This window comes from Streptomyces dioscori (genome assembly GCF_003024195.1).
GTDB classification, from domain to species: Bacteria; Actinomycetota; Actinomycetes; order Streptomycetales; family Streptomycetaceae; genus Streptomyces; species Streptomyces dioscori.
The window spans coordinates 155,717-169,519 of record NZ_KZ679044.1 but is presented as its reverse complement, the minus strand read 5'-3'; the positions used below and the strand labels follow the sequence as shown (position 1 = coordinate 169,519).

Annotated in this window: 10 protein-coding genes and 1 pseudogene; 7 read left to right on the top strand and 4 right to left on the bottom strand. The window is 71.5% G+C overall.

Annotated elements, in window-relative coordinates; translation table 11 throughout:
• Positions 1-92: 92 nt before the first annotated feature.
• Positions 93-2,303 carry an MMPL family transporter gene (locus C6Y14_RS19310; RefSeq protein WP_159074272.1) on the bottom strand — a complete coding sequence of 737 codons (2,211 nt, stop codon included), beginning with the start codon at positions 2,301-2,303 and terminating at the stop codon, positions 93-95.
• A 307-nt stretch (positions 2,304-2,610) separates the two neighbouring features.
• On the opposite strand from C6Y14_RS19310, the gene C6Y14_RS19305 reads away from it, so the two are divergent.
• The 4 genes and pseudogenes from C6Y14_RS19305 to C6Y14_RS19290 form a co-directional block, all read left to right on the top strand.
• Complete coding sequence (locus C6Y14_RS19305) at positions 2,611-3,936, top strand: alpha/beta fold hydrolase (protein WP_107017976.1); 1,326 nt, start codon at positions 2,611-2,613, stop codon at positions 3,934-3,936.
• A gap of 576 nt (positions 3,937-4,512) precedes the next feature.
• Positions 4,513-4,716: a cold-shock protein gene (locus C6Y14_RS19300; RefSeq protein ID WP_107017975.1), complete on the top strand. Its 204-nt coding sequence runs from the start codon at positions 4,513-4,515 to the stop codon at positions 4,714-4,716.
• 326 nt (positions 4,717-5,042) lie between these two features.
• The gene (locus C6Y14_RS19295; RefSeq protein ID WP_107017974.1) at positions 5,043-6,566 is read left to right on the top strand and encodes a DEAD/DEAH box helicase; all 1,524 of its coding nucleotides are present in this window, start codon (positions 5,043-5,045) and stop codon (positions 6,564-6,566) included.
• A gap of 209 nt (positions 6,567-6,775) precedes the next feature.
• Positions 6,776-7,072 (top strand): annotated as a pseudogene (locus C6Y14_RS19290) (SCO5918 family protein); the annotation flags it as partial.
• A 211-nt stretch (positions 7,073-7,283) separates the two neighbouring features.
• Here C6Y14_RS19290 and C6Y14_RS19285 read toward each other — a convergent pair.
• Complete coding sequence (locus C6Y14_RS19285) at positions 7,284-7,667, bottom strand: hypothetical protein (protein ID WP_107017973.1); 384 nt, start codon at positions 7,665-7,667, stop codon at positions 7,284-7,286.
• A 573-nt stretch (positions 7,668-8,240) separates the two neighbouring features.
• Between C6Y14_RS19285 and C6Y14_RS19280 the strand changes: the two genes are divergently transcribed.
• The 3 genes from C6Y14_RS19280 (at position 8,241) to C6Y14_RS19265 (ending at position 11,179) form a co-directional block, all read left to right on the top strand.
• The gene (locus tag C6Y14_RS19280; protein ID WP_107017972.1) at positions 8,241-8,588 is read left to right on the top strand and encodes a MerR family transcriptional regulator; all 348 of its coding nucleotides are present in this window, start codon (positions 8,241-8,243) and stop codon (positions 8,586-8,588) included.
• 124 nt (positions 8,589-8,712) lie between these two features.
• Positions 8,713-9,822, top strand: coding sequence for an SCO2400 family protein (locus C6Y14_RS44140; protein WP_159074271.1), 1,110 nt, complete (start codon positions 8,713-8,715; stop codon positions 9,820-9,822).
• Between the two features lie 724 nt (positions 9,823-10,546).
• Entirely contained in the window at positions 10,547-11,179 is a 633-nt protein-coding gene (locus tag C6Y14_RS19265) for a GNAT family N-acetyltransferase (protein ID WP_225891155.1), read from the top strand.
• A gap of 93 nt (positions 11,180-11,272) precedes the next feature.
• Here the strand turns inward: C6Y14_RS19265 and C6Y14_RS19260 are convergent, their stop codons facing one another.
• Together C6Y14_RS19260 and C6Y14_RS19255 are read right to left on the bottom strand one after the other, a co-directional pair.
• Positions 11,273-12,304, bottom strand: a complete 1,032-nt coding sequence (locus C6Y14_RS19260) for a hemolysin family protein (RefSeq protein WP_107017970.1) — start codon at positions 12,302-12,304, stop codon at positions 11,273-11,275.
• Positions 12,301-13,710, bottom strand: coding sequence for a hemolysin family protein (locus C6Y14_RS19255; protein WP_107017969.1), 1,410 nt, complete (start codon positions 13,708-13,710; stop codon positions 12,301-12,303). Before C6Y14_RS19255 ends, C6Y14_RS19260 begins: the two co-directional genes overlap by 4 nt.
• Positions 13,711-13,803 lie beyond the last annotated feature (93 nt).

Below are 13,803 nucleotides of genomic sequence, written 5' to 3'. Positions count from 1 at the left end.
GGCCCCGTCCGGGGGGGAGGGAGGCGGTCGCCTCAGGTGGACCTCATGGGCCTCAGGTGGACCTGCCGGGTGCCAGGTCCACCTCACGGGTCTCAGGTGCGGGCCACCTCCAGGTCGGCCGTGTCGGACGGCGCCGGGGCGGTCTCGGCGCTGCGGCTGAGTGCCTCGCCCTCCACGTCGACGCGGGGCAGCAGCCGGTCGAGCCAGCCCGGCAGCCACCAGGCCTTGTGGCCGAGCAGGGCCAGCACCGCGGGCACGATCGCCATCCGTACGACGAAGGCGTCGAAGAGGACGGCGGTGGCCAGCCCGAAGCCGATCATCTTGATCATGGACTCGCTCTCGCCGATGAAGCCGGCGAACACCGCGATCATGATCAGCGCGGCGGCCACGACGACCCGGGCGCTGTGCCGGAATCCGCTGGTCACCGCCTGGGCGGGCGACTCCCCGTGGACGTACGCCTCGCGCATCCGGGAGACCAGGAAGACCTCGTAGTCCATGGCCAGACCGAAGACGATGCCCACCAGGAAGATCGGCATCAGGCTCATGATCGGGCCGGTCTGCTCCACGCCCAGGAGTTCGGCGCCGTGGCCCTGCTGGAAGACCAGGACGACCACACCGAGGGAGGCGAGGACCGACAGGAGGAAGCCGAGGGCGGCCTTCAGCGGGACGAGCAGGGACCGGAAGACCACCATCAGCAGGATGATCGCGAGGCCGACCACGACGATCAGGTACGGGACCAGGGTGCCCGAGACCTTGTCGGAGATGTCGATGTTCAGCGCGGTGGTGCCGGTGACCTCGAAGGTCGCGCCGGTCTCGGCCTCGACCCCGTTCCGCTCGCCGCGGATGGTGTTCACCAGGTCCGTGGTCTTCTGGTCGGTCGGCGCGGTGGAGGGCACGACCGAGAAGACGGCGGTGTCGCCGCTCTCGTTGAAGCGCGCCGGGGAGACGGACACGACCCCTTCGGTGTCGCCGATCTCCTTGGAGATCGTCTCCACGGCACCCTTCGCGTCGGAGTCGCCCTTGGCGTCCACGACGACGGTCAGCGGACCGTTGAAGCCCGGTCCGAAGCCGTCGGCGAGCGCGTCGTAGGCCCGGCGCTCGGTGGTGGAGGTCGACTTCGCCTCGTCGCCGGGCATGCCCAGCTGCAGATCCGCCATCGGTACCGCAAGGGCTCCGAGGCCGACCACGCCGAGAAGCAGTACGGGCACGGGCCGGCGCAGGACGAACCGCGCCCAGCGGGTGCCGCCGTTGCTCTCGGCCTCCTTCTCGACCCGGCCGCTCCTGCGGGCCTTCCGGGTGAGTACGGCGTTCGGCCAGAAGCCGAGCAGTGCCGGTACGAGGGTCAGCGCGATGAACACGCCCACGACGACCGCGCCGGCCGCGGCCAGGCCCATCTTGGTGAGCATCGGGATGCCGACGACGGCGAGGCCGGCCAGCGCGATGACGACGGTGAGTCCGGCGAAGACGACCGCGGAACCGGCCGTACCGGTCGCGAGCGCGGTGGCCTCCTCGGGCGTACGGCCCTTGGCGCGCTCCTCGCGGTAGCGGGAGACCACGAACAGGGCGTAGTCGATGCCGACCGCGAGGCCCAGCATCATCGCCAGGGTGCCGGTGGTGGTGGACAGGCCGAGGGTGCTGGCCAGCGTCAGGATCGTGGCCATGCTCACGCCGACGCCGATGACGGCGGTCAGCAGCGGCAGCCCGGCCGCGGCGAGGGAACCGAAGGTGACGAGCAGGACGACCGCGGCGATCGCGACGCCTATCAGCTCCGCCGCTCCGCCCGGTCCGCCGTTCTCCTCCATCGCGGTGCCGCCGGCCTCGACGGTCAGCCCGGAGTCCCGGGCCTCGTCGAGCGCCTTCACCAGCTGGGACCTGCTGGCGTCCGTCAGCTCCTCGGGCCCGACCTTGTAATTGACGGTCGCGTACGCCGTCGTGCCGTCCTTGCTGACCGCCTTCGCCTGGAAGGGGTCGGCCGCACCGGCGACCTGCGAGCCGTCGCCCAGCTCCTTGACGGTCTTCTCGACGGTCTCCCTGCTCTCGGCGGCGGTGACCTTCCCGCCGTCCGGCGCGACGAAGACGACCCGCGCGGTCGCGCCGTCGGCGGACGTGCCGGGGAAGCGCTCCTCCATCAGGTCGAACGCCTTCTGGGACTCGATGCCCGGCATGGAGAACGCCTCTTCGGCCGCCGCCGGGGCCTTCATCGCGCCCAGTCCGACCGCGGCCAGGACGGCCGCCCAGACCAGGGCGACGTACCAGCGACGCCGGAAGGCCAGACGGCCCAATCGGTACAGGAAAGTAGCCACGGCAGGAGGTCTCCACATCTGGTGCCGAATGTCCCTCCAGGCTGTCCGGTGGAGACCCGTCCTGTCGTCGTGCGTCTGCCGACACATTTCGCTACTCGGTACGCAGTAGGAACAGGCTTCCGGCTCCGTCTTCGGGACGACGGTCCGGGCCGCCTTGTCAGCCTCTGGTCTGGCTCCCGTCAGGTTCGGGCCCGCCCCCACGCCAAGTTACCGAACCGTAACCTCCCTACTGCTACCACGAGTAACTTACTCGTAGGTAAGTTCCAGGCGGACTTTCACCTGTCGGCCGCTCCACAGGAGGTTCGCCATGCCCGCACGCAGAAAACTGCTGGCCGCGGCAGTCACCGCCGTCGCCTGCCTCACCGCCCAGGCACTCACGGCCACCGCCGCCACGGCGGCGGACGAGGTCGTGTCCCGGGGCGTCACCATCCCCGCCTTCTACCACCCGCCGGCCACCCTGCCCGCCGCGAACGGCACGCTCGTACGCAGCGAACCGCTCCCGCTGGCCCTGAGCCTGCCCAGCCTCCACGGACCGCTGCCGGGCACCGCGACCCGGCTGATGTACAAGTCCACCGACTCGAACGGCGGGCCGGTCGCCGTCACCGGCGCGTACATCGAACCGGCCGCCCGCTGGAAGGGCGGCGGCCCGCGGCCCCTGGTCGCGCTGGCACCCGGCACCCTGGGCCAGGGCGACCAGTGCGCCGCGTCCATGGGCCTCGAACACCCGCTGTCGTTCAACGGCGAGACCGTCTCCGTCGGCTACGAGGACCTGTCGATCTACCGGCTCCTCGCCAAGGGCGTCGCCGTCGTCGTCACCGACTACGCCGGCCTCGGCGCGACCGACCGGCTGCACACCTACGTCGACCGGGTCGACGAGGCGCACGCGGTCCTCGACGCCGTCCGCGCGGCCCGCTCACTGAGCGGCACCTCGGTCACCGCGGACTCCCCGGTCGGACTGTTCGGCTACAGCCAGGGCGGCGGGGCGACCGCCGCCGCCGCCGAACTGCAGTCCTCGTACGCCCCCGACGTGACCCTCGCCGGAACCTACGCGGGCGCGCCGCCCGCCGACCTGACCGATGTGACGAAGGCCATCGACGGCAGCGAGCTGGCCGGTGCGCTGGGCTGGTCCCTCAACGGCTTCCTCCAGTCCGACCCGGAACTGAAGCCGATCGCCGAGGCGCATCTGAACGCGGCCGGGAAGGCGGCCCTCACCGACCTGTCCACCATGTGCGTCGGCGACGCGCTCTTCGGCTACGGCTACGCCAAGAGCACCAAGTGGACGACCGACGGCCGCTCCATCAGCGACATCATCGCCGCCACGCCCGAACTCAAGACATTCCTGGACGGGCAGCGCATCGGCAGACTGAAGCCGTCGGGCCCGGTCCGGCTCGCTACGGGCGTCAGCGACAACCTCGTCCCCCACGGCCAGTCCCGGGACCTCGCGGTCGACTGGTGCCACAAGGGGGCCGACGTCACGTACAAGCCGGTGGTCCTGCCGGGCGTGGGCAGCGCACTGCTCAACCACTTCGCCCCGCTCCTGACCGACCAGGGAAACGCCATCGACTGGCTCACGGACCGCCTCGCGGGCGAGCCCACCACCTCCAACTGCCGAACACTCCCGCTCCAGCCCTGAGCAACGCCGCACCCCAGGGGTCTCGCAGGCCGCCCCCAAAGGCCCGCGAGCCCTTCTCGGCACCCCGCGAGCCCCTCTCAGCGGGCCGCAGGCCCCTGCCGAGGGACGCGCAGCGGGCCGCAGGCCCCTGCCGAGGGACGCGCAGCGGGCCGCAGACCCCTGTCGACGGGCGCGCAGCGGGCCGCAGGCCCCTGTCGAGGGGCGCGGGGAACTGCGCGACCAGCCCCCACCGGGCCCGCACACGAAACCCCACCCACCGCGGGCGCACAGAAACCATGCCCCCCGGGCAGACCAATACCTGTGCCAGCCACATGAGAATTGACCTCGACGCGCGATGACAATTACTTACTCGACAGCCCGAGTGAAATAACTCATCACGCACCCCCGATCGCAGCGTGCTAGTCTCGATCTCAGTTGCATGTTGTGGTTCCCGAAAATCTTGACAGGCATCCCCACCACTTCGTTACGGGTGGGGATCCTTTATGGCTCCGGTTGCATTTCCGGTGGGGTGATCATCACGGCGACACGGAGCGCACACAGTGTGCGCCCCGACGCACCGCCCCGAAGGAGATAAACATGGCTTCCGGTACCGTGAAGTGGTTCAACGCAGAAAAGGGCTTCGGCTTCATCGAGCAGGACGGTGGCGGCGCTGACGTCTTCGCCCACTACTCGAACATCGCCGCCCAGGGCTTCCGCGAGCTGAACGAGGGCCAGAAGGTCACGTTCGACATCGCGCAGGGTCAGAAGGGCCCGACGGCCGAGAACATCGTTCCCGCCTAGTCGTCACGCACTTCGCAGCTGGGGCCCGCACCTTGGGGTGCGGGCCCCAGCTCGCTGCATTCCAGGGGATTCGCGACCCGCTCCACGGGGTCCTCCGTCCAAGCTCCGGATGAAAATCCTTCGGAGCCACCCGCACGGAACGACCGACCCCGTCCCAGGAAACGCGCAACGCGCTCCGGCGAGGCCACCCGCGAATATTCCCCATCGCCGCTTCGATTTTCCAACCGATTCGGCTCCCCATTACTTCGGCTCGTTCTTGCAATTCTCTGCGCTGCTCGTTCTCCGCGGGAATTCCTTGATACGCGCCACGTCAAGGAAGGTTCCACGTGAACCGCACGCGCACGAACGACCGCTACTCCCGTACCCGCAGCGCCGGAGCTCCGAGCGCCGGCCGGAGCGGTGGCGGTACCCGCTCCAGCTCCCCGCGCCGTTCCGACAGCGGCGGCTACGGCCGCCGACAGAGCTCCCCCCAGGGCGAGTTCGCGCTGCCGAAGACGGTCACCCCGGCCCTGCCCGCCGTCGAGGCGTTCGCCGATCTCGACATGCCGGCGCAGCTGCTGGACGCGCTCAGCCACGAGGGCGTGACCGTGCCCTTCCCGATTCAGGGCGCGACCCTGCCGAACTCCCTCGCGGGCCGTGACGTACTCGGCCGTGGCCGCACCGGCTCGGGCAAGACCCTCGCCTTCGGCCTGGCGATGCTCGCCCGTACGGCGGGCCAGCGCGCCGAGCCCAGGCAGCCGCTCGCCCTGGTCCTCGTCCCCACCCGCGAGCTGGCCCAGCAGGTCACCGACGCGCTCACCCCGTACGCCCGCTCCCTGCGGCTGCGGCTGACCACCGTCGTCGGCGGCATGTCGATCGGCAAGCAGGCCGGTGCGCTGCGCGCCGGCGCCGAGGTCGTCGTCGCCACGCCCGGCCGCCTCAAGGACCTCATCGACCGCGGCGACTGCCGGCTGAACCAGGTCGCCATCACGGTCCTCGACGAGGCCGACCAGATGACCGACATGGGCTTCATGCCGCAGGTCACCGCGCTGCTCGACCAGGTGCGCCCCGAGGGCCAGCGGATGCTGTTCTCGGCCACGCTCGACCGCAACGTCGACCTGCTGGTGCGCCGCTACCTGACCGACCCGGTGGTCCACTCCGTCGACCCGTCCGCGGGCGCCGTGACCACCATGGAGCACCACGTCCTGCACGTGCACGGCGCGGACAAGCAGCGCACCACCACCGAGATCGCGGCCCGCGAAGGCCGCGTGATCATGTTCCTGGACACCAAGCACGCGGTGGACCGGCTGACCGACCACCTGCTGAACAGCGGGGTGCGGGCCGCGGCCCTGCACGGCGGCAAGTCCCAGCCGCAGCGCACCCGGACCCTGTCCCGCTTCAAGTCCGGGCATGTGACGGTGCTGGTGGCGACCAACGTCGCGGCGCGCGGCATCCACGTCGACAACCTCGACCTCGTGGTGAACGTCGACCCGCCCACCGACCACAAGGACTACCTGCACCGCGGCGGCCGTACGGCCCGCGCGGGCGAGTCCGGCAGCGTCGTCACACTGGTGACCCCCAACCAGCGCCGTGACATGAGCCGTCTGATGGCCGCCGCGGGCATCAACCCGCAGACCACCCAGGTCCGTTCGGGCGAAGCCGAGCTGAGCCGCATCACCGGCGCCCAGGCCCCCTCGGGTGTCCCGGTCACCATCACCGCCCCCGCCTCCGAGCGGACCCGGCGCAGCACCTCCTCCGCCCCCTCCGCGGCGTCCCGCGGCCGGCGCGGGCGTGGCGGCCGGAGCCGTTCCACGGGCGACGCGGCACGCCGTCCGGCGCCGCGCTCGTCCGCCGTCGACGCGGCTGCCTGAGCGCTCCTCCCGGGGCGCGGTACCGCAGGCGCGGGCCGGTGGGGCCGGCCGGGCACGTGACGTGGTCACGGCAGCCCGCCGCCCCACCCGGCGCCCGCGGCGGGTACCGTCCCCCGGAGGAAGCCCTCGCCCGTCCGGCTGCTCCACCCCGTTGCACCCCGCCCCCGTCCCGGGTCGGCCCCCTTCTCCCTCTCTGTCTGTGAGGCATCATGCGCTGTGTCATCGCCCGGTTCCCGTTCGACCTCACCAAGAACGGGGTGCTGGACTCGATGAAGGGTGTCAAGCCCGAGGCCATCACGGGTGAGTCCGTGCTCATCGGCCGCCGCCAGTACCCGGTCAAGCAGGTCGGCGAGATCATCACCCGGCAGGACCGCCGCGACTTCACCGGCGCGGAGGTCACCCGGGCGATGGCCCGCCTCGGCTTCACCTGCCGCAGCCTCCAGGAGCCCGCGCCCGCCGCGCCGCGCGCCCTGACCCCGCTCCAGAACGCCTCGGCGATGCTCGGCGAGGCCGAGCCCTCCGCCCCCGTCAACACCGACGCGCCCGCCGGTGCGAACACGGACCTGAGCACGAACATGAACACGAGCATGAGCGCGGACGCGGCCGTCGCCCGCTGAACCGCTGACCCGCTGACCCGCAGGACAGTGAAGGGCCCCGCCGACTCACGTCGGCGGGGCCCTTCGTCATGGGTCGGCGGGTCCTACGGATTCCGGCGGCTCACTGGTCGGAGTAGCTGAAGTCGCCCACGGTCCAGGCACTGACATCGGTGATCGCGACGCGGTACATCCCGCCGGTCTCGGGAATCCCGACATTGCCCTGCAGGATGCGGGCGAGATGGAAGTGCAGATGCGTGGGCGCCGCGTCACGATCGGCCTGACCGGTACGGTCCTGTGGCCGGTCCGCGAGGAAGACGCCGGAGAACGGGCCCAGATGGTCGGAGTCCTTCAGCACCTCCGAGACCCGTTCCCGCCACACGGCTTCGGGGGCCAGTCTGCCGGTGATGACAGCACCACCGGCGACCACGGTCAGCGACATCCGATTGCTCTGCCCGGACTCCACCAGGGCTGAGATACCGACGAGCAGTTCGTCAGGGTTCGACATGGGAGCCGATTCTATCCAGCGGTCGCTCCTACCCACCTCCCGTAGAGATGACACCAAAATATTTGGGATTCATGCTGACCAAAATCTACCTTTGCCAGAGTAGACATTGGTCGCGCACGTAGCTAAGGTTTCTCTCGTAGACGAGGTCGAGCAAGGCCCGCAGACATGAACTGACGGGCAGAAGTACGAGAAGTGCGCAGTTCAGAGCGGTTGTGGAGTTTCGAAGCCACGTGGTTCGCAGGACGGTGACGGGACTGACGACCGCGCTGGGTGGCTCGCGGACCGAGGAGCCGCCACCAGCACCACCCATGGATTTCGAGGAAGGACGGAAGGAGCAGACGCCATCAGGATCGCCCGGCCGAGAACATTCGACCGGGCTCGCCAGACCCCGGATTGGAAGGTGGTCCCCGGTCACGCAACCACGGTCCCCGTACTCCCTGCCCTCTCCCGGGCCGGGTGACGGAAACAGAAGGTCGGCGCGACAGTAGCGCCGGCAGATGGTGTTCAATTTCCTTCGGGGCCCTGGTGCCGTACGGCACCAGGGCCCCTCGACGCGTTGCAGAACGAGGTGACATGACAGCAGAGAATCCGCTGGGCGATCGGCTGGACGACGACGACTACCCCGCGTACACGATGGGGCGGGCCGCCGAGATGCTCGGCACCACTCCCGGTTTCCTCCGGGCCATCGGGGAGGCCAGGCTCATCACCCCGCTGCGCTCCGAGGGCGGGCACCGGCGGTACTCCCGCTACCAGCTACGGATCGCCGCCCGCGCGCGCGAGCTCGTCGACCGGGGCACGCCGGTCGAGGCCGCCTGCCGCATCGTGATCCTTGAGGACCAGCTTGAGGAAGCACAGCGGATCAACGCCGAATACCGGCGTGCGGCGAGTCAGGCGGCGCCGGACGGCCCCGGGATGTCCTGATGCGCGCGGCAATGCCCCCGGGCCCCCGGCGAATGTGTGCAGGAGCGTCACACAGGCTGCACACAGTGCCTCGGCCGCCTGGTTAGCGTGACTGGCGTTCGACCCCACGTACCCACGTACGACCATGACCGGGCAGGGAACCGGCGGGGCGGCGACCAGTCAACTCAGGAAGACGCTGATGGACTACTGCTCCTCGTGTCGTCGGCATCTCAACGGCGCCCTGGTGTGCCCCGGATGCGGCGCGTACGCCCCCGACATCGCCCCGGTCACCGTCAGCCGCCACCCCGTCCAGCCCCGGGTCACCCTGGCCGCCGCGAGCACGACGACGGACCACGTCCCGGACGTGCCGGACGTGCCGGACATCTCGGTGTGGGAACCCAGCGCCCCCGCCTCAGCCTTTCCCGCCTCGGTTTTTCCCGACGCGACCGCCCGCGACACGGCCGCCCCTGCCCCGTCCGGCCGCGGCACGCAAGACGAGCGCACGCATGGCGAAGGCACGCATGACGACGGCACGCATGACGACGGCACGCATGACGACGGCACGTACGATCACGACGGTTTCGAGGGGGCGACGCCCCCGCCCCAGGGGCGTGCCGCACGCCGTCGTCAGCGCGCCCGCTGGAAGAAGAACCAGCGCCGGGCCGTCGTCGCGACCGCCGTCGCGCTCGTCGGAGGCGGTCTGACCTTCACCGCCATGGACCGGCTCTCGGCCGACCGCGCGGAAGCCGCCTCGGCTCCGGAAGCCGCGGGCCTGGGCACCAGCACCAAGACGGCCGCGGGCTCCGCGGCGGAGGAGGCGACGCAGTACACGCATCCCTCGTCGGCACGGCCCGACGCCCGGCGGTCCTCGGCGGCCACGTCCCCGCAGTCGCCCGCGAGCGGCCGGTCGGCCGAGCGGGGCGCGGTCGCCCCGTCCTCCGTCGCCCCGCGGGGCTCCCGTCCGGACGCGTCCGCACCGGGTACGGCATCGGCGTCCGACCAGCGGTCGCGGAGCGGGAGCCCGGCCTCGTCGTCGGCCTCCTCCTCGGCTTCGTCCCCGGCCTCGTCCTCGTCGTCGTCCTCCGCGGACCCGGCCGACAGCGCGTCCTCGCAGCCGTCCACACCCGCCGCCACCGACGGGACGAGTGGCACGGGCGGCACGGGCGGCTCCGACTCGACGACGTCACCGGCGAGCCCCTCGCCGTCGGCGACGTCGCCCTCGCAGCTCTGCCTGCTCGTGCTCTGCATCGGCTGACAGCCACATCCCGTACGGGCACAGGTCGCCCGGAGTCCGGAGCCGGGCCGGAGCCGGGCCCGTGGTGTGGAGTGATGTGGCCGGTCGCCGCCGGTGTCGTGCCCACCGGCGGCGACCGCACCGCCCTTCCGCGCCGCCCCCCGGCAGCGGTTTCAGGGCATGAGATCCCTCGGCGGGTCGCGGCGGCACGCGGGAGTGCACCGTCGGCGGGTCCGCAAGGGACATGTGGACAGGGGCCGCTCGCAAGGGAAGCGGCGGGAGGAACTCGCTCGGCGTTCTCGATCGCCTCGTCCTGGCGCCCGGGAATCAGGGGCTGGTGCACCCGGGGGCCGGGGGCGCGAGGGAAGCCGTGGACCACGGCTTCGTCATCATCGGCGGGCTCGGCTCCTGAACGCGGGGTCAGGTGAGCCTCGCTCACATTCTGTTCCGAGCGTAGGCGAGAGAGGCGGCTCTGCACAGCCCTGTGAACCGTCGTCCGTCGGGCGATGCCGGCCACGGCCGTACGACCCCTGGCACGGATGTTCCATGGGTCCCCCCGGCTCCACTCCCCCCTCGCTCCCCACCCTTGCCCGGCCGCGCGGACGGCCCGGGGACGCCCTCGGACAGGCCCTCGGACATGACGGAGCATCACCAACCCTTGCGGAGGCCCCGTTTACCCCGGCGGCTCCTGCTGTGATGATGCCGAGTCCGGGGATGTCCGTCCCGCGGCCGGGGGGAGGCCCGTATGGCAGAGGTGTACTTGCGCAGACTGTCCCGGTGGCAGGCGGAGCAGCAGCGGGACGCCGTCGCGGACGTGTACGTCAGCGCGTACCGGGGCGCGGCGGGGGCGGAACACCGGGACCGTCAGGGTTTCCTGCGCCGGCTCGAACAGCATGTGCAGCACACCGGCTTCGACATGGTGGTCGCCGACACGGCCGGGACGGTCGGCTGCGCGTACGGGTTCCGGGCGCCGCGCACCGGCGAGTGGTGGTCGGACTTCCAGGGGGAGCTGCCGACGGACATCGAGGAACTCACCGCGTCCGGGCGTACGTTCCTGCTCGCCGAACTGATGGTGCTGCCGGCCCACCGCCGCCGTGGTGTCGCCACGCGCCTGGTCGAACGGCTGCTGATCCGGCTCGACGCCGATCTGGTCGTCGCGGCCACGGGCCGGGACGCGGACAGCCCCGCCGGCGGCCGCGGGAACGGCGCCGGCGGGGGCGGCGGGTCGCCGGGCGCGGCGGCGGAGGCGTTCCGCGCCTGGGGATGGTCGAGGTTCGGTGTCCTCGGTCCGCGTATCACCCCCGCCACCGCTTTCGGCGCCGGTCCCGGCCCGGACCGGATGGCCGGCGAGGTCTGGATCCGCCGACCGCTGCGGTGACCTCTCGCGCGGACCGACTGCGGTGACTTCGCGGCGCTCGACGACCGGCTGCCGTCGGCCCCGCGAAAGCCCCCAGTACTGCCTTGCCCCTGGTCAGACCCCCGCGGGGGACGGTCCGACCAGCTCCGACAGGACGTCCTCCATGGTGACGAAGCCGAGGACCTTGCCCGCCTCGCCGGTGACCGCCGCGAGATGACTGCCCGTGGCGCGCAGCGCGGTGAGCGTGTCGTCGAGCGGGGTGTCGATACGAACGCGGGTCACCGGGTGCAGGGCGCTCCGCGGGAACGGCCGGTCCCGCTCGACGACGCCGAGGGTGTCCTTGATGTGGAGGTAGCCGAGCAGCGTGCCGTCCCCGCCGGTCACGGGCAGCCGCGAGAAGCCGGCCTCGGCCGCCGCGCGTTCCAGCCGCGCCGGGGTCACGGTGTCGTCGACCGTACGCATCCGCTGGGCCGGGACGAGGATCTCGCCGACCGGGCGGGTGCCCAGCTCCAGGGCGTCGCGCAGCCGTTCGCCGTCGGCGGCCGTCAGGAGCCCGGCCTCGCTGGAGTCGACGACCATCCGGGCGAGCTGGTCGTCCGTGAACGCCGACTCCACCTCGTCCTTGGCCTCGACGCGCAGCAGTTTCAGCAGGGCGTTGGCGAAGGCGTTGATGCCGAAGATGAACGGCTTCAGCGCCCGGGTGAGGGCCACCAGCGCGGGACCGAGGAGCAGCGCGGTCTGCGCGGGCGCGGCGAGCGCGATGTTCTTCGGGACCATCTCGCCGAACAGCATGTGCAGATACGTCGCCACGGTGAGCGCGATCACGAAGGCGATCGGGTGCACCAGGCCGTGCGGGATGTGCGCCGCCTCGAAGGCGGGCTCCAGGAGATGCGCGATGGCCGGTTCGGCGACCGCGCCCAGGACCAGCGAGGAGACGGTGATGCCGAGCTGGGCGGTCGCCATCATCGCCGAGATGTGCCGCAGACCCCACAGGGTCATCCGGGCCCGCTTGTTGCCCTCCTGGGCCAGCGGCTCGATCTGACTCCGTCGTACGGAGATCAGGGCGAACTCCGCGCCGACGAAGAACGCGTTGGTGAGCAGGGTCAGGGCGCCGATGAGCAGTTGGATCGTGGTGGAGGTACTCATCGGGACTCCCTCGCGCTCTGACCGACCGGTTCGCCGTCGTGACCGCCGTCGTGCTTGTCGTCGTGACCGCCGTCGTACTTGCCGTCGGGATCGCCGTCCGGCTCGTCGGCCGGTCCGGTGATGCGGACGCGATCGGCCCGGTGGTGCTCCACGGCGAGGACGTCCAGCCGCCAGCCGCCCAGGTCGAGGACGTCGCCCTCGGCCGGGATGCGGGCCAGCCGGGTGGCGACCAGGCCCGCGACCGTCTCGTACGGGCCGTCCGGCGCGCGCAGTCCTATCGCGGCCAGCTCGTCCAGCCGTACGCCGCCGTCCGCGTCCCAGGCCGGGCGGCCGTCCGCCGTGGCGGGGGCGGGCAGCAGGTCGGGGATCTCGACGGGGTCGTGCTCGTCGCGGACCTCGCCGACGACCTCCTCCACGATGTCCTCCACCGTGGCCACCCCGGCCGTGCCGCCGTACTCGTCGATGACGACGGCCATCGTGCGGGCCGTGCGCATGCGCTCCAGGAGCCGGTCGGCGGGCAGGCTGTCGGGCACCAGCAGCGGGGCCGTGGCCAGCTCGGTCACGGGGGTCGTGGCCCGCTCGTCCGGCTCCAGGGCGAGTACGTCCCGGATGTGGACCGTGCCGACGACCTCGTCCAGGCTGTCGCGGTAGACCGGGAAGCGGGACAGGCCGGTCGCGTGCGAGAGGTTGGCGGCGTCGGTGGCCGTGGCGTGCGCCTCCAGCGCCCGTACGTCGACGCGCGGTGTCATCACGTTCTGGGCGGTCAGTTCGCCCAGGTGCAGCGTACGGACGAACAGTTCGGCGGAGTCCGGCTCCAGGGCGCCCTGGGCGGCCGAGTGCTGGGCCAGCGCGACCAGTTCCTCGGGGCCCCGGGCGGAGGCCAGCTCCTCGGCGGGCTCAAGACCGAAGCGGCGTACGAACCGGTTCGCGGTGTTGTTCAGGTGCCGGATGAACGGGCCGAACGCGGCCGTGAAGGCGCGCTGCGGTCCGGCGACCACCTTGGCGACGGCCAGCGGGCGGGAGATCGCCCAGTTCTTCGGGACCAGCTCGCCGACGACCATCAGGACGACGGTGGAGAGCACCACGCCGAGCAGGGTCGCCGTCGTGGAGGCCGCGCCGCCCAGACCCACGGCCTTGAGCGGGCCCTGCAGGAGGACGGCCAGTGAGGGTTCGGCGAGCATGCCGATCACCAGGGAGGTGACGGTGATGCCCAGCTGTGCGCCGGACAGCTGGAACGTCAGCTTCCGGACGGCCTTCAGCGCGCCGTCCGCGCCGCGCTCGCCCGCTTCGGCCGCCCGCTCCAGATCACCGCGCTCGACGGTGGTCAGCGAGAACTCGGCCGCCACGAACACCGCGCAGGCGAGTGTGAGCGACAGGGCGAGCAGAAGCAGCAGGATCTCGGTCACCGTGCCACCCCCGCTCCCGTACGCACACGTCTCGGGCCGGGGGTGGCACGGCTGGTACTAGGAGGTTCACCCATGGTGGAACCGTTGCTCCTT

Excerpts from the sequence above, each read along its gene's own strand:
- C6Y14_RS19305 (WP_107017976.1), top strand. The coding sequence starts at position 2,611 with ATGCCCGCACGCAGAAAACTGCTGGCCGCGGCAGTCACCGCCGTCGCC.
- C6Y14_RS19300 (WP_107017975.1), top strand. The coding sequence starts at position 4,513 with ATGGCTTCCGGTACCGTGAAGTGGTTCAACGCAGAAAAGGGCTTCGGC.
- C6Y14_RS19285 (WP_107017973.1), bottom strand. The coding sequence starts at position 7,667 with ATGTCGAACCCTGACGAACTGCTCGTCGGTATCTCAGCCCTGGTGGAG.
- C6Y14_RS19280 (WP_107017972.1), top strand. The coding sequence starts at position 8,241 with ATGACAGCAGAGAATCCGCTGGGCGATCGGCTGGACGACGACGACTAC.
- C6Y14_RS44140 (WP_159074271.1), top strand. The coding sequence starts at position 8,713 with ATGACCGGGCAGGGAACCGGCGGGGCGGCGACCAGTCAACTCAGGAAG.
- C6Y14_RS19265 (WP_225891155.1), top strand. The coding sequence starts at position 10,547 with ATGGCAGAGGTGTACTTGCGCAGACTGTCCCGGTGGCAGGCGGAGCAG.
- C6Y14_RS19260 (WP_107017970.1), bottom strand. The coding sequence starts at position 12,304 with ATGAGTACCTCCACCACGATCCAACTGCTCATCGGCGCCCTGACCCTG.